The 20,298-nt window shown below is 36.0% G+C and carries 19 protein-coding genes and 2 pseudogenes; all 21 read right to left on the bottom strand.

Annotation, left to right across the window (positions count from 1 at the left end):
- Nucleotides 1-135: 135 nt before the first annotated feature.
- The 21 genes and pseudogenes from AAA071_RS00835 to rfaE1 all read right to left on the bottom strand — a co-directional run bounded on the left by AAA071_RS00835 (nt 136) and on the right by rfaE1 (nt 20,251).
- Complete coding sequence (locus AAA071_RS00835) at nt 136-888, bottom strand: HNH endonuclease family protein (protein WP_024062546.1); 753 nt, start codon at nt 886-888, stop codon at nt 136-138.
- Entirely contained in the window at nt 881-2,092 is a 1,212-nt protein-coding gene (locus AAA071_RS00830; RefSeq protein WP_024062547.1) for an AAA family ATPase, read from the bottom strand. Before AAA071_RS00830 ends, AAA071_RS00835 begins: the two co-directional genes overlap by 8 nt.
- A 430-nt stretch (nt 2,093-2,522) precedes the next feature.
- Nucleotides 2,523-3,762, bottom strand: a pseudogene (locus tag AAA071_RS00825) (ISL3 family transposase).
- A 151-nt stretch (nt 3,763-3,913) separates the two neighbouring features.
- Nucleotides 3,914-4,375, bottom strand: a pseudogene (locus tag AAA071_RS00820) (IS256 family transposase); the annotation flags it as partial.
- A 271-nt stretch (nt 4,376-4,646) separates the two neighbouring features.
- Entirely contained in the window at nt 4,647-5,054 is a 408-nt protein-coding gene (locus tag AAA071_RS00815) for a hypothetical protein (RefSeq protein ID WP_024062550.1), read from the bottom strand.
- Between the two features lie 6 nt (nt 5,055-5,060).
- Entirely contained in the window at nt 5,061-5,381 is a 321-nt protein-coding gene (locus tag AAA071_RS00810; RefSeq protein ID WP_024062551.1) for a hypothetical protein, read from the bottom strand.
- A 41-nt stretch (nt 5,382-5,422) separates the two neighbouring features.
- A complete protein-coding gene (dut, locus tag AAA071_RS00805) occupies nt 5,423-5,872 on the bottom strand; it encodes a dUTP diphosphatase (protein ID WP_316581435.1) in 450 nt (149 codons plus the stop codon).
- 10 nt (nt 5,873-5,882) lie between these two features.
- Nucleotides 5,883-7,952, bottom strand: a complete 2,070-nt coding sequence (locus AAA071_RS00800) for a polyribonucleotide nucleotidyltransferase (protein ID WP_316581436.1) — start codon at nt 7,950-7,952, stop codon at nt 5,883-5,885.
- 111 nt (nt 7,953-8,063) lie between these two features.
- Nucleotides 8,064-8,330, bottom strand: a complete 267-nt coding sequence (gene rpsO, locus AAA071_RS00795; protein ID WP_004692991.1) for a 30S ribosomal protein S15 — start codon at nt 8,328-8,330, stop codon at nt 8,064-8,066.
- Between the two features lie 171 nt (nt 8,331-8,501).
- Nucleotides 8,502-9,299 carry an ABC transporter ATP-binding protein gene (locus AAA071_RS00790; protein WP_119562894.1) on the bottom strand — a complete coding sequence of 266 codons (798 nt, stop codon included), beginning with the start codon at nt 9,297-9,299 and terminating at the stop codon, nt 8,502-8,504.
- 10 nt (nt 9,300-9,309) lie between these two features.
- The gene (locus AAA071_RS00785) at nt 9,310-10,182 is read right to left on the bottom strand and encodes an ABC transporter permease (protein ID WP_349234001.1); all 873 of its coding nucleotides are present in this window, start codon (nt 10,180-10,182) and stop codon (nt 9,310-9,312) included.
- Between the two features lie 11 nt (nt 10,183-10,193).
- On the bottom strand, nt 10,194-11,174 hold the full coding sequence (locus AAA071_RS00780; RefSeq protein ID WP_012864241.1) for an ABC transporter substrate-binding protein: 981 nt from the start codon (nt 11,172-11,174) through the stop codon (nt 10,194-10,196).
- 24 nt (nt 11,175-11,198) lie between these two features.
- Nucleotides 11,199-12,176, bottom strand: coding sequence for an ABC transporter substrate-binding protein (locus tag AAA071_RS00775; RefSeq protein ID WP_349234000.1), 978 nt, complete (start codon nt 12,174-12,176; stop codon nt 11,199-11,201).
- A gap of 131 nt (nt 12,177-12,307) precedes the next feature.
- The gene (locus AAA071_RS00770) at nt 12,308-12,685 is read right to left on the bottom strand and encodes a hypothetical protein (RefSeq protein WP_349233999.1); all 378 of its coding nucleotides are present in this window, start codon (nt 12,683-12,685) and stop codon (nt 12,308-12,310) included.
- A gap of 50 nt (nt 12,686-12,735) precedes the next feature.
- Entirely contained in the window at nt 12,736-14,127 is a 1,392-nt protein-coding gene (locus AAA071_RS00765) for an aminopeptidase (RefSeq protein WP_004697029.1), read from the bottom strand.
- Nucleotides 14,128-14,198: 71 nt separating this feature from the next.
- Nucleotides 14,199-15,182, bottom strand: coding sequence for a 3'-5' exonuclease (locus tag AAA071_RS00760; protein WP_316581438.1), 984 nt, complete (start codon nt 15,180-15,182; stop codon nt 14,199-14,201).
- A gap of 4 nt (nt 15,183-15,186) precedes the next feature.
- A complete protein-coding gene (locus AAA071_RS00755; protein WP_349233998.1) occupies nt 15,187-16,227 on the bottom strand; it encodes a glycosyltransferase family 9 protein in 1,041 nt (346 codons plus the stop codon).
- Nucleotides 16,227-17,246 carry a glycosyltransferase family 9 protein gene (locus tag AAA071_RS00750; protein WP_270278836.1) on the bottom strand — a complete coding sequence of 340 codons (1,020 nt, stop codon included), beginning with the start codon at nt 17,244-17,246 and terminating at the stop codon, nt 16,227-16,229. Before AAA071_RS00750 ends, AAA071_RS00755 begins: the two co-directional genes overlap by 1 nt.
- A 70-nt stretch (nt 17,247-17,316) precedes the next feature.
- On the bottom strand, nt 17,317-17,811 hold the full coding sequence (locus AAA071_RS00745) for a D-glycero-alpha-D-manno-heptose-1,7-bisphosphate 7-phosphatase (protein ID WP_004692981.1): 495 nt from the start codon (nt 17,809-17,811) through the stop codon (nt 17,317-17,319).
- Nucleotides 17,811-18,776, bottom strand: coding sequence for an ADP-glyceromanno-heptose 6-epimerase (gene rfaD, locus AAA071_RS00740; protein WP_316581441.1), 966 nt, complete (start codon nt 18,774-18,776; stop codon nt 17,811-17,813). The genes AAA071_RS00745 and rfaD overlap by 1 nt, the downstream gene beginning before the upstream one ends.
- Nucleotides 18,773-20,251, bottom strand: a complete 1,479-nt coding sequence (rfaE1, locus tag AAA071_RS00735; protein ID WP_316581442.1) for a D-glycero-beta-D-manno-heptose-7-phosphate kinase — start codon at nt 20,249-20,251, stop codon at nt 18,773-18,775. The genes rfaD and rfaE1 overlap by 4 nt, the downstream gene beginning before the upstream one ends.
- Nucleotides 20,252-20,298 lie beyond the last annotated feature (47 nt).

The following is a 20,298-nucleotide window of genomic DNA, read 5'->3' as shown; positions in this document are numbered from 1 at the left end:
GAAATGGGGCTATTTTGTTACTTTCCCTTTCTACTAGCTGATTATTTACTAATTATATAATGATGATTATTACAAATTCCAAAACATAATAATACAGTATTAATTTTAATATTCAACATTTCTAATAACAAAAAACTACGGAAAAAATCTTAATGCATTATTTAGCGCCTCATTATAAAGATAATAAAAGTCAGAAATTAAATCTTCAGAAAGTGAACTTTCAATCTTATTTTTTAAATAAATAAAATTTGAATTATTAATAACTAAAGCTGATAATGCCCCACTATAAGGTTTATCAGATTGTACCATCTCCAATATATTACATAGTTTAAAGACAAGCGAGTCTGAATTCTCATCTATATCTCTAGCATTATATATATTATATAAATCCTCAAGATCTATTTGAAATTGAGTATAAATAGTATGATATTGTAAAGCCAATTTAAATACATATCCATTTTTATATATAGTATTTATGAAGAACTCCCCAACTCCATTTTGATCAACACCTATTAGTATGTACTCTTTATTTATGCCAATATAATCTTTAGGATCATCATCATATGGATTAACTAACTTATTGTTAACAGTATCTAAAGTGCCTTTAGCACGATTACATTTAGCACAGGAAAGCAATAAATTTTCCCAACAAACAACTTCATCAGGATATAGACTTTTAGGATGAAAATGTTCTATATGAAGATTCCCTTTATCATATTTACATTCACAATAACAACATTTCCCATATGAAGACTCCAATAGAGTATCTTTTATATATGGTTGATTCCATACAGATTCTTTTCGATTATTAATAAATTTTTCCGTTAATAACCTAATAGTTTCATCATCTAGTTGTTGAGGTTTAAGTGGTCTAACAAGCTTAATCATTTAATACACCTTTAAGTTGATATTCCAACAAAACTAATTGTGGATTGGAAGGATGTAGCATTTTTTTTAATTCATTAAAACAGTGCTTTGCATGATTTTTATCCTTACTTTTAACAGAACTAACAAACTCATCTATATAATTTCTATATAAATCAGTTTCTAATTTATTATCTCCCATTACATAAATTAAAATCTCCTCAAATGTCCAACCTTGTAAACCATAATCACTTAAATCTAATGAGTTAATTGTTATAATGCCCTGATCATTTAATGTTAAAGGAATTATTGCAGATTTATCTAAATTCTGTAATACTGAAGGACTATGAGTAGAAATAATAAATTGTGCATTAGAAAAAATCTTACTTAATATTCCAACAATTTCTTTTTGCCAAACCGGATGCAAATGTAAGTCAATCTCATCAATAATAACTATTCCATCAAACTCTTTAATATTATGTTTTCCATGATCAGATTTATTAAGCGTAATATCAAATCTTTCTTTTATTTCTTTTATGATTCCCCAAATTATATATATACAACTTTTATATCCACTAGACAAATACTCAAAAATTATTGGACTATTATAGTGAACATCTTTCAACAATATCTCATTTGTACTGTAATCAATACATTTATAATGCAATTCTCCAGAGCTTAAAATATTCAATGCAGCAATAGCAGCATCGAAATAATCAGATTGATATGATGATAAGTGTTCATGTATTGATTCAGCATGAAGAGCTAACATTAAAAACCAATCTTTTATATTTTCCAATTTAACACCTAAGCTAAATTCATAACCTCTGTCAGAATTATCTCTTGAATAGAATAACTCTGGCTCTAATTCAATTTGTTTTAACTTTTTATACTCTATATTCCTTTCTGTATCAAAAAAAATAATTTCTCCTGGAGTATAAAATTCATTATTATTGTTAATTAAATCATAATCTGATGGAGATTTATTCGATATATTGACAATAAACCTCTTTGAATCATCATATGTAAAAATTATTTCTCCATTATTTGAATCTACATTCGGCTTAACCCTTGTTCTTGTTGCAGGAATAGATGATAAAATAGACTTGAGAATGGTACTTTTACCTATACCATTCATTCCACAAATAACATTAATATGGCTATTAAGTTCTAACGATAGATGTTTTATTCCACCAATATTATTTAACTCTAATCTCTTTAATTTCATTAATACACCTTTAATTATTTAACTAAATACGAATAACCTTATTATATTGAATATATAGTATTCGTAATGACATAGATTTACCATTAAAAATAATATTATTTATCATCCTAAGAACCTAATATTAAGGAAAGTTAACCTTAAATAAATCACTATACTATTAAAATAAACCACCTACCTTATCTACCATTAAATCTAGATACTTTAAGTATTAGTTAATAATTTATTGTAACTATTATAAAATTTTTTCTTAGAATCTTTTATTAGCTCTCACAATTATATTATTTAAAATGGGTTAATTTTAATTAATTATATCACTATTTCATCTTGTTTTCATCATTAGACTTACTGAAATAAATTATAGTTGATATCATATTTGGGTTATAAGACAAAACCTGTTACAAATTTGGCTCTCTGTCAAATGTTGGGGTGTTCACCCTACGAGTCTTCTTTGGCACCAATCATATGTATGGTTGGTGCCATTCTTTTTGCTCAAAAGTAGAAGACGTACTCTAAATCTACCAAAGTGGCGAAGTCCATAGCTTATTCGTTTTAATACTTTAATTTTGTTGTTAGTTCCCTCTGTATATCCATTAGAATATGGTAGTAAGAAAGCATTAGTTAATTGCTTTATCCACGCAGGAAATGATGTAAAGAAGTTATTAAATTCATTCAATGCAGATGCTTTTACTAATTCTAACCAATGGGTTAAATGTGTAGTGATACCTTGTTTACCATAGGTTGAAAAGATTTTTCTAAAAAAGAGCTTTAAGTCATATGCTTTTCGTAAATCATCAGAAATTCGGAGTATTTCACAGAGCTTAATGTGTTCAGCTTCCGTTAAATAGTCTGGATGTTTCATTAGTACACATCTATTCTGTTTTAACATGCGTGAATGAGTAGCTAGTTTATGTTGTTCACACTTTTTAACTCGCTCTACTGCCCAATCTACAAGTCGACACACATGGTATCGATCACAAATAATATGTGTATGCGGAAATAGCATCTCCATGATGCGTTTAAATTGTATAGACATCTCCATTACAATAAACTTAACTTGTAGGCGATCCTTATGTTTAAATGATGCGAAATAGCGGATTAATGCTTGTGTATCACGTTTTGGTAAAATATCTAAGATTTCATGTGTATCTGGATTAGTTAAATTGACTTGGTAGTGGTATTCCTCTGCATTACCTTTAAATTTATCAATACCAATAACAGTAGGTAGTATTTTGGGCTTTAATATAGTAATCATAGAACAATAGCGTAATACAGTAGTAATAGAGTTGTCACACTCTTTAGCAATAGCGGTATAGGTTAAACTTTCGGTAAGTTTATCAAATAGCTGCTGAATATTAGTTACACTTAGTTGCATATGTTTTCGAACAAATGGATTACTTTCAGCAAATGCGTGCTTACAATGAGGGCAAATATAACGACGCTGTCTATATTTTCCAATTCATGAGCCACGCTGTACTTTTCCAAACTTCACCGTACGTATGCGATAATCCTTAATATGTTTTGTAATTTCACCACATTTCGGACAAATATGTGGTGTTACTGATAATTCTATATCAAAAATAAATGTTCCATCTAGTTCGTAACTATTTGTAATAAACTCTTGTTTTATATTATGATTATGTAAAAATTCAAGTATAATCAATAGTAGGCAAATAAGCTCACATTCTTTCTTTAGGACTTTGACACTTTTATTGTAAAGCATGTGAGTCTTGTATGCTTATTTTGGGTAAAAAAATAATGCTGGAGGTGACATTGTTATAGTGTCACCCCAACATTTATTATAGAGCCTGTTTTTTTGACTAATAATGCTTTTTGAAAATCTGTACCACCATCAGAAATAATAACTAAAGGACTAGATATTCGTTGTAATAAAGCATGCCAAGCCCTAGAATATTCATATCTACATACATACTATCCTAAAACATGTTTTTCGTTACAACAAATTAAAATACAAGCATTTCTAGCTAGATAAAATCCATCAACAAACACAACAGTGCTCGACATTTCAACTTTTGGAGGCAAGGTCCAAGGGTTCCAAAATTTTGCCACAGTTCTACGAAAACTACGACCTTATCCAGACATTTCACTTTGAATCGTCTTACCAAATAACCAATTTAAAAATCTTTGTAACTCAACATCAGTTTTTGTAATTATATTCGTAAAAAAACACTTACATTATTTACAAATCCACCTTTTGGAACCCGCATTAGTTCTACCGTGTTTTCTACAATTCAAACCACAATTAAGACATTTAACTTGTTTCATAAAAATACTCCTTCTAAAAATAACATCTTCCTAGAAAGATAAAACCCTATTCAACCTTGTAAATGTAAGGGCTTTCAGCTTTTCTACAACACGTTTTGTCCAGCCTTTAAAGTTTACTCAAAAAAACAAAATGACGATGCAGCTAGTTGCATTATCATTAAAAACAACACATTCTGTCCTATAAGCCTATATTAAAGTCAAAAATAAATAACATAATAAATTATCCTCTAAAATCAAATCAAATTGATTTTAGAGGATAATTTATTACGAATTACTTTTTCTTACAACTATTAATAAAAGCTTCAATACTCATTACAGACTTGCGTTTATTAAAAAGTGTATAACTCTTATAGATAACATAGATTATAGACATAACTAATAATACTACGAATATTGCAGACCAATATTCTTTAGAAATACCAAAAGTATCTTTAAATTCAGCAGTTAATAAAGTAAGGAATAAAGATAAAACAGTAAGAATTAAGCCCCATAAAGAGTCAAAAGAAACTAATGATTCCAGAAAATCCTTAACTTTAAGTTTTAATCGATCTTCTGTAATAGTTATTATATCTTGATGAATATTATATGTAGTCGAATCTATAAAATTGTTAGATGCATCAGAACTAACATCTAAATTGGCACTTTTAACTCTATTATTTTCATCATCATGGTTACACATAATAGCCTACTTTTCTTTATCAGTTTCATTAGAATCAACAGATAATTGTTTAAAATCATCCATTAATCCTAATGCACCAATAGCATGAAAACTAATATATCCACAATGCTCACAAATAATCATCATTGATGGAATCGTTGGTCCCCCTATTAATATGCGATCCCCAGTAGGTGACTCATCAACAGAGATATAAGCAATACCTCTTCCAAGAGTAAACTCATTATGCCCACATCTTGGACAACTACTTACAGCTTTTTTTTCATTTAAAGCTTCAGCAGTTTTGCGTCTAAAACTTTCCATTTCTTTCGAAATACCTTGTTCTTTCATAAATGAATATCTCCTGATATTAGTTGATGCAATTAAATAATTCACATTGTACTAGTACTACCGATACCACCTGTACGGACGCCTGTTGCATCGTCATCGTTAGTGAGGAGGTATTTAGAGAATATACCTTGAGCAACGCGTTCCCCTTTGTCAAGGGTAACTGTTTCTTTGCCAAAGTTTAGAAGGGCAATCATAATATGACCTTCATTGTCCTCATTATTGTAGTAATCACTATCGATAATACCTGTGCTATTCACAAGTGCTAGATGGCGTTTAATAGCCATACTAGAACGAATATGAATGGCAAGGTATTCATCGTATGCCATGAAAGCTTTAATACCTGTCGGAACGAGCACTACTTGGCCTGGTTCTAATGTAACAGCTTCAGCACATTCAATATCATAGCCTGCGCTTTCAGTTGTTTTACGTGTTGGTAAGTTGATATCTTGTTCTTCAAAAGCAGAAACTACTTCAAAGCCACGAATATCCATGTAACACCTCTTATTTTAAACAATCTTTACGGGACAAGTTTACACGGCCCTGTTTATCAATTTCGATAACTTTTACCATGATTTCATCCCCTACACTTACTACGTCTTCTACATTTTCAACGCGTTCTTTCGCAAGTTTGGAAATATGTACAAGACCTTCTTTACCTGGTAATACTTCTACAAATGCGCCAAAGGCCATTAAACGAGTTACTTTACCAAGGTATACTTCACCTACTTCAACCTCTTTAGTAAGGTTTGTGATAATTTCTTGAGCTTTTGCAGCCCCTTCTTGTTCTACAGAAGCGATAAACACTGTACCATCATCTTCGATGTCAATTTTAGCGCCTGTTTCTTCGATAATACTACGAATTACTTTACCGCCAGAACCGATTACGTCACGAATCTTATCAGGATCAATTTTCATTGTAATAATACGTGGAGCGTATTGGGACATTTGTTGACGTGGTTCAGCAATTGTATCAAGCATGATGCCCATGATATGCATACGGCCTTTGTGAGCTTGTTCTAATGCTTCTTGAAGGATTTCACGGGATAATCCAGAAATCTTGATATCCATTTGAATTGCTGTTACGCCTTTAGCTGTACCAGCAACTTTAAAGTCCATATCTCCAAGAGCATCTTCCATGCCTTGAATATCTGTTAAAATTGTATAGTGCTCCCCTTGAGTTACAAGACCCATAGCGATACCAGCTACAGGCGCTTTAATAGGTACACCAGCATCCATCAAAGATAATGTAGAACCACATACGGAAGCCATGGAGCTAGAACCATTAGATTCCAATACTTCAGATACTAAACGCAAAGCATATGGGAAATCCTCTTCACTCGGAATCACAGGTACCAACGCGCGTTCAGCCAACGCACCATGACCAATTTCACGACGCCCAGGTCCACGGGAAGAACGAGTTTCCCCTACGGAGAAGGATGGGAAATTATAATGATGAATATAACGTTTTTCAGTTTCAACACCAAGACCATCGATAGTTTGTTTTTCAGATAAAGGTGCTACTGTTGTGACATTTAATACTTGAGTTTGTCCACGTGTAAACAAGCCAGAGCCATGTGTACGAGGTAATACGCCTGTACGGCAAGAGATTGGACGAACTTCATCAAGTTGACGACCATCTGGACGGATTTTTTCAACAGTAATCATATGACGCACGATTTCTTTTGTCATTGCATCAAATGCTTTATTTACATCAGCCAAGTTATCTGGGTAGATTTCTTCAAAGTGAGCTAATACATCTGCCCGTACTTCATTTTCTTGTGCATCGCGTTGTTGTTTATCTGCACAACGAACTGCAGCATCAAGTTTATCATGACCATAGGCACGAACTGCATCACTAATTTCAGCAGGAACATCTTTACATTCAAATACGCGTTTTTCCTTACCTACTTTTACAGTCATATCTTCTTGGAATGCTACGATTTTTTTGATTTCTTCGTGAGCTGCCATGATAACTTCAAGAATGATATCTTCCGGTACTTCTTCAGCGCCACCTTCAACCATGAGGATAGCATCTTTAGTACCAGCTACAACGATATTAAGATCTGTTTCTTCTAATTGTGCTTTCGTTGGATTTACAACAAATTCACCATTGATACGTCCCATACGAACGCCTGCAATAGGACCATTCCAAGGAACATCAGAAATAGACAATGCCGCAGAAGCGCCAATCATACCACAAATGGCTGGATCACAATCTTGGTCCACAGACATAACTGTTGCTACTACGTGTACTTCATTACGTACACCTTTATTAAATAATGGACGAATAGGACGGTCAATCAAACGGCTATTCAAGATTGCAGACTCAGGTGGACGCGCTTCACGTTTAATGAACCCCCCTGGTAAACGACCAACCGCATACATTTTTTCTTCATAGTCTACTGTAAGTGGGAAGAAATCGATGTCCTTCGCCTCTTTAGAACCTGTAGCAGTAACGAGTACACGAGTATCGCCATAGCCAACCATTACAGCACCGCTAGCTTGTTTTGCAAGTTCCCCAGTCTCAATCGTAAGCATACGACCAGCTAGGTCCATTTGGAATTGTTCCATTCCTATTCCTCCTAAAAATCTTCTTATATGTATACCTTCTAATTATATATCAATTAAAGCTAAATAGCCAATTCAAAATAAAAAAGCCGTCCTTTAGGACGGCTAACTTTATTATTTACGAAGACCAAGGCGTTCGATAAGAGAACGATAACGTTCGATATCTTTACGACGAAGGTAGTCAAGCATGTTACGGCGTTGACCAACCAATTTCAACAAACCACGACGAGAATGATGGTCTTTTTTGTGCTCTTTCAAGTGCTCAGTTAAGTATTGAATGCGACTTGTTAAAATCGCAACTTGTACTTCTGGAGAACCAGTGTCACCTTCATGAGTAGCGTATTCTTTAATTACTGCTAATTTAGCTTCTGTAGTTAACATTAATGTTACCTCCTAAAAAATTATAATCCCGATAAGCTTAAGTAACCGTTGGAGAATCGAATACTTAGCTTACGATATGTCTTACGACCTAATTTAGTATACAGTATCTGCCCTATCTTGTAAAGCAAAAATACAGTAATTGAACAAAAAATAGATTAGAACTTCCTTCTATTATTTAGCACCTAGCACCATGCGGTCGCTCAGTGCATTTTCACCAGCTACCTCGAACTTTTGAAGTAAGTCCGCAACAGTTAATTGTTTCTTTTCTTCCCCTTTTACATCATAGATGATTCGACCAGCATCCATCATGATGAGGCGATTACCAAATCGCAATGCATCACGCATATTATGGGTAATCATAAGAGTTGTTAGATTATGTTCTGCAACGAGTTTATCTGTTAGTTGCAATACATTTTCTGCAGTTTTAGGGTCAAGTGCCGCCGTATGCTCATCTAGCAATAAGAGTTCTGGACGAAGCATGGTAGCCATTAACAATGTAATAGATTGACGTTGACCACCAGATAGTAAGCCCATACGAGCAGATAAACGATCTTCAAGGCCTAAGCCTAATAATGCAAGACGCTCCTTGAAAAATGCTTGTTCACTATCTTTGAAAGCCCATTTAAGACCTAATCTTTTACCACGACGCATAGCAAGAATCAAGTTTTCCTCGATTTGCATATTACCAGCAGTACCAACCATAGGGTCTTGGAATACACGACCAATGTATTTAGCACGTTTGTATTCTGGCATTTTTGTCACATCAATCTCATTAATTGTAATGGATCCTTCATCTACTGGAAATACACCAGCAATGGAGTTTAACAAAGTACTTTTACCAGCACCATTACCACCAATGACAGTACAAAAATCACCCTCTTCTAGACGAAGATTAATGCCTTGTAATGCAGTCTTTTCATTAATTGTGCCCTTAAAGAAGGTTTTTACCATATTTTTTACTTCTAACATAGTGTCCTCCTTAACGAGCCAACCATTTTGCTTTCAATGTAGGTAAGGAAAGCGCGATGGCAACAAGAATTGCAGTGAATAATTTCAAATCATTTGGTGGCATACCCATGTAGAGAACGGCTGCAATAACGATACGATATACAATAGAACCAAGTACTACGGCGATGAGACTGCGTACGAAGGATTTCGTACCAAACACTACTTCACCGATGATTACAGAAGCCAAACCAATAACGATGGTACCAATACCCATACCTACATCAGCAAAGCCTTGGAATTGACCGATAAGAGCCCCAGACATACCAACAAAACCATTGGAAATCAAAAGGCCAAGAACGATCATATTATCAGTATTTACGCCTTGAGCGCGAATCATTTGAGGGTTAACACCTGTAGCACGTAAGGCTGTACCAATTTCGGTACCGAAGAACCAAAATAAGAACAAGCATACTACTACAGCAACGATAATACCTACGATGGCTGCAGACCACATATTCGGCGTATGGAAAAATCCACCAAGAATCGTATAAATTGTATCCATACGAAGCAAAGATACATTAGCTTTGCCCATGATGTGAAGGTTTACAGAGTACAATGCAATCATTGTCAAAATACCAGCCAATAATGCAGGAATTTTTAATTTTGTATGAATCCAACCTGTTACAGCACCGGCTATCATACCACCCACACCGGCAAGTAAAATGGAAAGGATTGGATTCATACCACTTGTAATTAAAATAGCAGAAATGGCTGCCCCCATTGGGAACGTACCTTCCACGGTTAAGTCAGCCACATCTAATACGCGGAAGGTTATGAATACACCGACCGCTAACAAAGACCATAAAAGGCCTGTGGTTATGGTGCCTACCACTAAATCTAACATCAAATTCTCCTCTATTGTTTCATATCTTTACGAAGAGCTTCAGGAATCGTAATACCTAATTTTTTAGCACGTTCTTCGTTAACAGTTAACTTAATCTCTTTTTGTGTCTCAATAGCTAAGTCTGCAATTTTTGCTTCTCCTGCAAGAACTTTAGCAGCCATTAAACCTGTTTGATAACCCAATTGATAGTAATCAACAGAATAAGTTGCTACACCACCAGTCATTGTCATACCTTCATCGGCAGCAAATACTGGAATTTTAGCAGCATCTGTAATTTGTGCTAAGTTAGCCATAGCAGATGCCAATACATTATCTGTTGGCGTATAGATAGCTTGTACATCTTGGTTCACAAGATTTGTAGCCGCTTGTTGGATATCATTTACATTGGAAACAGTTGCCTCTACAACAGTAATACCTTTTGTAGCAGCATACGCTTTCATTTTTTCAACTTGCAATTGGGAGTTGATTTCAGAGGATGTATAAATGGCACCAATGCGCTTTACATTCGGTACTAATGCTATGATAAGATCAACCTCTTTTTCAACAGGTGTCATATCAGATGTACCAGATACATTACCACCAGGGTGTTCGTTAGATTGAACGAGTTTAGCTGTCACGTAATCTGTAATAGCTGTACCCATGATTGGCATGTCATGAGAAGCATTTGCCATCGTCTGAGCCGCAGGCGTTGCAATAGCTAATACTAAATCTTTTTTATCAGATACGAAACGTTGTGCAATACTATTTAGATTAGATTGATCGGCCTGTGCATTTTGTTGGTCAATTTTAATGTTTTGACCATCCTTAAATCCTTTAGCTGCTAAACCATCTACGAAACCTTTATTAGCAGCATCAAGAGATGGATGTTCTACTAATTGAATAACACCAATTTTCTTTTGGTCATTAGTTGCAGTATTGGAACCACAACCGCCTACCATTGCCATAACAGCAATGGCACTAAGTGCCACTGCAATACTTTTTTTCCAGTTCATGTATAACTCCTTACCAGTTATGTATTAAATCATAGTCGCCTTGTTCATCAAATCCTCTGGTAAGGTGATGCCCAATTTTTCTAATTTATCTTTTCCCACAACTAATTTAAATTCTTTCTGCATTTCGATAGGCATATCTTCAACTTTAGCTTCGCCAGTTAGAATTTTAGCTGCCATCAAACCAGTCTGGTAACCAAGTTTGTAGTAATCTACAGACAAGGACATAACTGCCCCACCTTTTATGTGGTTATCTTCACCGCCAAACACAGGAATTTTTGCTGGATCGGTAATAGCTACAAGATTGCTCATCGCAGAAGCTACCACATTATCTGTTGGCACATAAACTGCATCCACACGTTGAGATACTAGGTTTTGTGTCGCTTGTTGAATATCGTTTACATTGGAAACTGTAACTTCTTCAACTTTAATACCCTTTGTAGCTGCATAAGCTTTCATCTTCTCCACTTGAATTTGAGAGTTTACTTCGCTTGAGCTATAGATAGTACCAATTGTTTTCGCATTTGGCATTACTCGTAAAATTAGATCTACTTGTTGCTCTACTGGATTCATGTCAGACGTACCAGATACATTACCACCAGGTTTTTGATTGGATTTAACAAGTTTAGCTGCCTCGTAATCAGTAATTGCTGTACCTAAGATTGGAATATCATGAGTTGCATTCGCCATGGATTGAGCCGCTGGCGTAGCAATTGCTAAAATCAAGTTTTTCCGATCGGATACAAAACGCTGTGCAATACTATTCAAATTAGATTGATCAGCTTGCGCATTTTGTTGATCAAAAGTAATCTTTTCTGCCAAACCTTTTTCTTTTAGCGCATCAACAAAGCCCTTATTTGCCGCATCTAGTGCAGGATGTTCTACCAGCTGTACAACACCAACTTTATATTCACCATTCGATGTAGTTCCATTTGAGCCACAGCCTGTAAACGCCAACAATGCTGCCGCCGTGAGCGCTAGGGCAATACCTTTTTTCAAGTTCATGGGGATTTCCTTCCTATCTGCAATGACTATAATACATCTATTATAAACAAATTTCTTTACTACATCAATGTAGCAGGTTAAAGTATTTTACATTTGTCCATTTATAGAACACATTAAAATACGAAATCCTTTTACTTTTCAAGAGACGCTAACATGTCTTCTGTTAGATCATTAGCTGCCAAAATATAGTCCTTAAGAGTCCCTTTGTCGAGAGCTACCTTCATAACAGGCACTTCAAATGGATCCAATATGACGCACATTAGAATTTTACCCGTTATATAGTAACCAACCACTGCTTCCCCTTCTTCAGGATCTAAGGTTTCACGTTTTACAGTAACACAGTATGATTTCATAACCTGCGCTGCTGCTTCTGCTACCTCTTCACGATTAGCAATATATTCTTCAACCTTCGTTTCAGGGATGTCAAAAATATCTACCTTTACAGTCTTGACCTCTGTAGCCTCTCCTTTCGCAGACTCTATAGCTGCGCCTAATTCTGTTTGCTTCATATACACCTCACAAAGAATGGACTTTTACCATTGGTGAAAGCCCCATTATCTTAGATTGATTCATCAGCTGCATTTAAGAACGCCACATAGCATTGTTTAGCCTCGTAAATATCAGCCTTAGATGTAACCTCCCAAGGAGCATGCATGCTAAGAACGGCTACACCACAGTCGATGACATTCATACCATAAAGAGCCATGATGTACGCAATGGTGCCACCACCACCTAAATCAACCTTACCGAGCTCTGCTGTTTGGTATGTTACATTGTTAGATTCCATGACACGACGGATAAAGCCCATATACTCAGCATTCGCATCATTAGAACCAGCTTTACCACGAGAGCCAGTAAATTTATTAAATACTACACCCATACCAAGGTAAGAAGCATTTTTCTTTTCATACGCCGATGCATAAAGCGGATCATAGCCTGCACTTACATCGGAGGATAACATACGAGATTTCTCCAACGTACGACGTACACTTACAGAATTAGGTTTACCCATAAGTGTTAAAATTTCAGCCACTGCATTTTCAAAGAAGCGTGATTGCATACCTGTAGCACCTACAGAACCAATTTCCTCTTTATCTACAAGTAAGCAACAAGTAGTACGCTTTACATTATCCACTTCAAGCATTGCTACCAAGGATGTGTAGGCACACACGCGATCATCTTGGCCATACGCCATTACCATGGAACGATCAAAGCCCATATCACGTGCTTTACCAGCTGGTACAATTTCTAGTTCTGCAGACAATAAGTCACGTTCAATAAATCCATACTCTTTTTCAAGAAGGCTATTAATAAATTTAGTAACCCCTTCTTTTTCTTCGTCTTTAACTGGACGGCTACCGATGAGTAAATCAAGAGCTTCCCCTTCAATTACTTTAGCTGCATTTTTTTGCATTTGTTCTTGTCCCAAATGAGGCAACAAGTCAGTAATACAGAATACAGGATCGCTTTCCTTATCACCAATATTAATATTGATACGAGTACCATCTGTTTTTACCACAACGCCATGAATAGCAAGAGGCATAGCTACCCAATGATATTTTTTAATACCTCCATAATAATGAGTATCCCAAAATACTAAATTACTATCCTCATATTGTGGATTTTGCTTTACATCGATGCGTGGAGAATCAATATGAGCACCTAAAATATTCATACCCAATTCAATATCATCAGTACCAATATTAAATAAAGCAATAGATTTATCCATATGTGTGTAATAAATCTTATCACCAGCTTTAATTGACGTATTGCTTTTAATAATGTCATTTAGATTTACATAGCCCTTTGCTTCTGCAAATTCTACAGCTTGCACAACGCATTCACGTTCTGTTTTACCATTATCTAAAAATTGACGATATGTATCACTTAAAGCATATACCTTTTCCATAGTGGCATCATCATAATTATGCCATGCATATTTACGTTCCATAATCTATCCTTTCTAAAAGTTCATATCCTAATATATAGTACAGTTCAGAAAACGAACTTGAATTTACATAACTATTTTTGGCGGACTTTTTCTTGTTCCGCCTTACGATACTCTAAATATTTTCGCTCTTTTTCGCGATTGATTTCAGACTTCTGAGTATATAGAGAACGAATTTCATCCGTACAATGGGTCAGTACCTTAGTAACATAGAATTTACTACTGCCGGACTTAATCGTATACTTTCCAACTTTAAGTTGCACCGCAAAATCGCCATGTTTAGGACATACTCCAATGGCTAGGTGCTTATCCCCTTGTAATCGTTCAGGTCTTGTCGTTTCTAAACGTGTTTGACAGTACGGACAGAAGGACATACGTACTCTTCTATCATGAACAATACGTTTTTTCTCAGAAAAATTTTCATACATAAAAAAGGTAAGAATAGGAGGATATAGGAAAGGATTACTACTTTCCTTGCGAATTAGATCATAATGCAGAATTCCTTGTGCAATATCTAAAGTCTGACAAATGTGAGCTGTAAAAACTGCATCATGCAAGGCATTATGAGCAGATAAATGCTCCGTCGATATATTGAGATCCTCCATAGCATGCGCCACAGAATACTGTTGACTTGTTCCATAGCGTTGATAAGAATAAATCATTTGCGCATCTACCCATTGATCATAAGATAATGCTTTCATCTTATGAAGCATAAGATTTTCTCGAAGGATAAGAATATCGTCTGATCCCCAAGAAAGCAGCATATATTCATCACCACACCATTTTTGAAAGTACTGCATAGCCGTCTTGAATGGCACACCATGATTGAGCTCATGGGTAGTTATCCCTGTCAACTCGCGCACATGTTTATGCATCCGTGTCAGATATTGAGGTTTGATGAACATCGTAAAATGATCTATAATGTCCATCTTTTCATTCAGTTTTACCGCTCCGATTTGAATGATTTCCCCTGTCAACGGCATTTTTGTGCGCTTCATAAAGCTAATGTCATTGCTATAGGGTTGATTCCATTCTAAATCAAATACAATATAGTTCATATGTTTATTTCGATTCTAAAAGCAATGTTTCCGCTGCTTTAATAACCTGATCTTCAGAAATTACAGATAAACCTTTATAATTTCCTTCTTTAATAATTTTTTTCATGCTTTTACCAATCTCATAAGAATCCATCGTTTCTAAAACGATAGCATGAGCTTGATAAGGTCCATAAAAGAATGGATTTGATGGACCATACAGTGCCACAATTGGCACACCTTGACTGATTCCTACATGCATTGGTCCAGAGTCATTAGTAATTAATAGATTACAACGGCTCATAGCCGCTGCCAAAGGACCTAACTGGAATTTTCCGGTAGCCACAATAGGCTTTGTTTCCATTTGTTCTACTACAGGCTGCACCATTTCAAGGTCCATAGGTCCGCCAAAGAAAACCGTCTTATAGCCTAAACGACCAAAGTAATCTGCTACATGAGCAAATCGTTCAGCTGGCCAACGTTTCTCAGGAACGGCGCTACCGATATTAAATCCAATGAGTATATCAGTATCAGTTAATCCGTGACCAGAATAAAACTCTCGAGCCTGACGACACCATTCTTCACAGGTCTCAATATGTAAACCAGAGTTAGAAGTATCTGTTACACCTAATTGCTCTAGTACATTAATGTACATATCCGCAGCATGACGAGTTTTACGATCTAACCGCGTATACTTTGTCATGAATGGTCTAAAGAGGAAATGACTCATACCAGTTGTAATAGGTGCATGAATCTTCCATGCTAAATATGAAGTACGCTCATTGGGATGTAAATTAATGACAATGTCAGGTTTTCCCTTAGCATTGATTTCACGAGCCACTTCATTGAGACCTGAGATGCTATTATGGCGCCCTTTTTTATCTACAACAATAAGTTCATCAATATTTGGATTATATTCCATTACTTGTTGTAATTTTTCATCTATTACATACGTAATATGACTATGAGGAGCCGCTTTGCGAAGCACTTCTAAAAACGGAGTCGTTAATATAACATCGCCTAAATGCATTAAAAAGGTTACCACAATGCGCTTATAATCTAGTTCCATTATAGTTCCTTTCCAAGTACTTGTTCATACACTGACCATACCGCGTCTACAGGAATTTGTGCCATACAGTCTGAATCATCTACTAGTGGTTGCTCAGGTGTAGCCTTAGAAGTAGGTGAAATAATGAGATGTACATGACTACCACCATAAGGGCCTGTACGTTTAGGAGATGTTGTACCAAACATGGCAATTAAAGGACGCTTCAAAGCATTTGCAATATGCAATGGTCCCGTATCGGCACTAATAAAAATTTGACAATGACGAATCAACTCAATGAGTTCAGGCATGGTTGTAGATCCCACTAAATTGATGAGATTCTTATGTTTTACATAATTTTCTATGAAAGCACCTTTATCTACATCATCAGGAGCACCGGCAATAACAACCTTCTTACCAGATTCACATAAACGAATACAAAGTTCTCCAAAATTTAGAAGTGGCCACTCCTTAACAATCCATCGTGCCCCTGGTACAACTACAATATATTCATCATCTACACCATGGCATTTCAACTTTTGTTTTATAGATTTCTCAGCCTCAACGTAAGCTGGCATAGGAAATTCAATCTCCTCTACCTCGCCACCAAGTGCACGTACAGTATCAAGATACCGTTCGATAACATGGTCGTATTTATGCTCACCTACTAAGGCTTTATTAACAAGATTACTGCCCTCACGAAGCTCCCAGTAGCCATATTTTTCAGGGGCACCAGATAATAAAGAAACAATAGCACTTTTTGCGATGCATTGAAGGTCTAAGGTCATATCAAAATGACGACTATGTAGCTCCTTGCGCAATTGATATAAATACGTAGGCTTCTTTAGTTGTTTTTTGTCAATGATAATCACATCATCAACCCATGGTGTACCAGGTAAGAGGCTAGCGAATTGCTCATGAATAGCCCATGTAATACGCGCATTAGGCCAATTCTTGCGCACAGCGTACAAGGTAGGCAATGCGTGAATTACATCACCTAAGGAACTCATCTTGATGATGAGTATATTCTTGTAATCTTTCATAAAGCCTCCCCAAATACAACACAACAAACCCAAATATATTCTTCCGAAATAGACTAAATGGAATAAATGATTAAATTATTGTTTTAATGAAATCCAATAGATTAGAACCTTTAAATAGGTACCCCTTAATGCCAGCAGCCTCAGCTGCATCAACATCACGTTGACTGTCACCGATAAGAAAACTATCTGATATATTTACATCATAATCCTTAATAGCTTGCTTAATCATGCCAGGTTTAGGCTTTCTACATTCACATTCTACTGCATAGAGAGGAACAATACCTTCTTTATGATGTGGACAGTAATAGAAATGTAAAATCGGTGCTCCACTGCGATCTAGTTCATGAGCCATATAGTCATGTAAAATCTGAACATCAGATTCTTTATAATAACCACGAGCTACACCACTCTGATTTGTCACTACAATGAGATCATAGCCCTTACTATGAGCATAAGCAAGGGCCTCTTTTGCACCATCTACCCACTCTAAATCGCTGATTTTATATAGATAACTAACATCCTTGTTAATAACACCATCGCGATCTAAAAATAATACCTTGCGCATTAGCGTAAATACCCTTCATTATTATCTAATAGTTCACAGTATTCTTTAACCGCATCTTCCATTTTATGGAACCCTTTATCATAGCCAGCTGCTAACAATTTAGTAGTATCAGCCTCTGTAAAGCTTTGGTATTTGCCTTTTAACACCTCTGGGAATGGCACATATTCAATTTTGCCTTGACCATTGTAGTCAATTACAGCTTGCATGAATTGGTTAAAGCTATGAGCATTACCTGTACCACAGTTGAAAGTACCAGAGATTTCAGGATGCTCCCAAAAATAAAAGTTTACATTAACTACGTCTTTTACATAGATAAAGTCACGTGTTTGACCACCATCTTCGTAGCCATCCGTACCTTCAAAGAGGTTAATGATACCTATTTCTTTATTTTTGTAGAACATTTGGCGTACTAAAGAAGCCATTTTATCTTTATGAGCTTCATTTGGACCGTATACGTTAAAGTAACGCAAACCTACAACTTGTGCAGTATATTCACCTTCATATTTGCGTACATAACGGTCGAATAACAGCTTAGAATACGCATATGGATTAAGTGCTTCTTCAGCTTCAGGCCTTTCTACGAAACCATTTGTACCATTACCATATGTAGATGCAGAGGATGCATAGATGAATGGAATGCGACGGTCTTGGCAATAATGGAATAGATTTTTAGAACCTTCATAGTTGTTCTTCATCATGTATTTGCCATTATATTCCATTGTGTCTGCACAAGCACCTTCATGAAATACGACTTCAATAGGGCCTACATCGAATGTACCATCAGCAATAGCACAATCAAAATCATCACAATCGATGTAATCTAGAAATTCTAGATTTTGAATATTGCGAATCTTACGACCATCTGTAAGATCATCTACGATGAGAATATCTGTACGACCACGATCATTCAGTGCTTTCACAATATTACTGCCAATAAAACCAGCACCACCTGTTACGATAATCATAATTTGCCCTCCTTAGCCATAGTGGCTATTTTCCCTACAATATCTGATGTAGAGTAACCTTCTTTAAACGAAAGAACCTCTACATTGTCAACGAACTCCCGTCCGATAATATCTTCGATTTTGTAATCTCCGCCCTTAACAAGAGTATTAGGACGTAAGTACGCTAATAACTCAGCAGGAGTATCTTCTTCAAATAATACAACCCCGTCAATACACTGCAATGCACTCAATAAAGCTGCTCGATCCTCTTCACTAACGATAGGACGAGTATCGCCTTTAAGACGTTTAACAGATGCATCTGAATTCAAACCAATGATGAGATGGTCTCCAAGCTGTGCGGCCTCTTGTAAATACGTGATATGTCCAAGGTGAAGAATGTCAAAACAACCATTGGTGAACACTACTGTCTCACCTTTGCTTTGCCATTGTGAAACGAGTTCTTTCATTTCTTCCTTTGTATATAATGGTTTAGATTGAATACTATGTTTATAGGAATGCCATAAGTCTAATAGCTCAGAACGATGTATTGGATACGTACCAACCTTAGATACTACGATACCCGCTGCACCATTGGCGATATGCAAGGCTAAACGCATCGATAAACCACTTGCAAGACAGGTCATCATCATGGATACAACGGTATCTCCTGCACCACTCACATCGAATACCTCTTGTTGAGTAGCAGGATTATGCCATGTACGGCCATCCTTTGCAATAACCGTAATCCCTTTTGCAGAGCGCGTAGCTACAATATAATCTAAATCTACAGTAGCGAGTACAGACTTAGCAGCCTCCACGATAGTAGCATCATCATTTTCTAATTTACGGCCTACACATTCACCAAGCTCTTTCACATTCGGTGTAATACATGTAGCACCATTATATTTAGACCAGTCTGCACCCTTAGGATCTACGATTGTTTGCACACCATATTCCTTAGCCAAACTAAAGATTGTCTTCAATAAGGTAGGTGTACAAACGCCTTTACCATAGTCGGATACGACAATACCATCGATACCAACTTTACATAGATTTTCAAGCCAACTAGATAATTGTTGCTCTTCTTGGTACGTTAGATCTGTAATCGTTTCAAAATCAAGACGCATCATTTGTTGACGATCACCTAAGATGCGCATCTTAGTAATAGTAGAGCGGTCATCACTAGTGATTAAACCAGTCGTATCGATTTTATCAGTATCAAGTAAATGTTGTAATAAACGGCCATGGTCATCATTACCTGCTAATGCACCAAGATACACCTTACAGTCTAAATTAGACAAATTAGATGCAACATTACCAGCTCCACCAAGGACCTCTTTCATCTTGGACACGCGGTTTACAGGAACCGGTGCTTCTGGAGAAATACGACTTACATCACCAAAAACATAACGATCTACCATTACATCACCTACAACGGCAATCTTTAAGTTCGGTAGTTGTTTTGTTAAAAATTGATTAATGGTAGTATTTATCATAATCCACCTATTCCTTATCAAAATTACATATGTTCCTAATTTAAATA

This window comes from Veillonella parvula, assembly GCF_040097785.1.
Taxonomy (GTDB): Bacteria; Bacillota; Negativicutes; order Veillonellales; family Veillonellaceae; genus Veillonella; species Veillonella parvula_D.
Note: the sequence above shows the minus strand (reverse complement) of the source record. Positions and strands in the feature narration are given on the sequence as shown.

Coding starts and splice junctions, on each gene's coding strand:
- AAA071_RS00785 (WP_349234001.1), bottom strand. CDS start 10,182: ATGTTAGATTTAGTGGTAGGCACCATAACCACAGGCCTTTTATGGTCT.
- AAA071_RS00760 (WP_316581438.1), bottom strand. CDS start 15,182: ATGAACTATATTGTATTTGATTTAGAATGGAATCAACCCTATAGCAAT.
- AAA071_RS00745 (WP_004692981.1), bottom strand. CDS start 17,811: ATGCGCAAGGTATTATTTTTAGATCGCGATGGTGTTATTAACAAGGAT.
- AAA071_RS00810 (WP_024062551.1), bottom strand. CDS start 5,381: ATGAAAGAACAAGGTATTTCGAAAGAAATGGAAAGTTTTAGACGCAAA.
- AAA071_RS00775 (WP_349234000.1), bottom strand. CDS start 12,176: ATGAACTTGAAAAAAGGTATTGCCCTAGCGCTCACGGCGGCAGCATTG.
- AAA071_RS00755 (WP_349233998.1), bottom strand. CDS start 16,227: ATGGAACTAGATTATAAGCGCATTGTGGTAACCTTTTTAATGCATTTA.
- AAA071_RS00765 (WP_004697029.1), bottom strand. CDS start 14,127: ATGGAACGTAAATATGCATGGCATAATTATGATGATGCCACTATGGAA.
- dut (WP_316581435.1), bottom strand. CDS start 5,872: ATGGATATTCGTGGCTTTGAAGTAGTTTCTGCTTTTGAAGAACAAGAT.
- rfaE1 (WP_316581442.1), bottom strand. CDS start 20,251: ATGATAAATACTACCATTAATCAATTTTTAACAAAACAACTACCGAAC.
- rfaD (WP_316581441.1), bottom strand. CDS start 18,776: ATGATTATCGTAACAGGTGGTGCTGGTTTTATTGGCAGTAATATTGTG.
- AAA071_RS00800 (WP_316581436.1), bottom strand. CDS start 7,952: ATGGAACAATTCCAAATGGACCTAGCTGGTCGTATGCTTACGATTGAG.
- AAA071_RS00835 (WP_024062546.1), bottom strand. CDS start 888: ATGATTAAGCTTGTTAGACCACTTAAACCTCAACAACTAGATGATGAA.
- rpsO (WP_004692991.1), bottom strand. CDS start 8,330: ATGTTAACTACAGAAGCTAAATTAGCAGTAATTAAAGAATACGCTACT.
- AAA071_RS00815 (WP_024062550.1), bottom strand. CDS start 5,054: ATGTGTAACCATGATGATGAAAATAATAGAGTTAAAAGTGCCAATTTA.
- AAA071_RS00830 (WP_024062547.1), bottom strand. CDS start 2,092: ATGAAATTAAAGAGATTAGAGTTAAATAATATTGGTGGAATAAAACAT.
- AAA071_RS00770 (WP_349233999.1), bottom strand. CDS start 12,685: ATGAAGCAAACAGAATTAGGCGCAGCTATAGAGTCTGCGAAAGGAGAG.
- AAA071_RS00790 (WP_119562894.1), bottom strand. CDS start 9,299: ATGTTAGAAGTAAAAAATATGGTAAAAACCTTCTTTAAGGGCACAATT.
- AAA071_RS00780 (WP_012864241.1), bottom strand. CDS start 11,174: ATGAACTGGAAAAAAAGTATTGCAGTGGCACTTAGTGCCATTGCTGTT.
- AAA071_RS00750 (WP_270278836.1), bottom strand. CDS start 17,246: ATGAAAGATTACAAGAATATACTCATCATCAAGATGAGTTCCTTAGGT.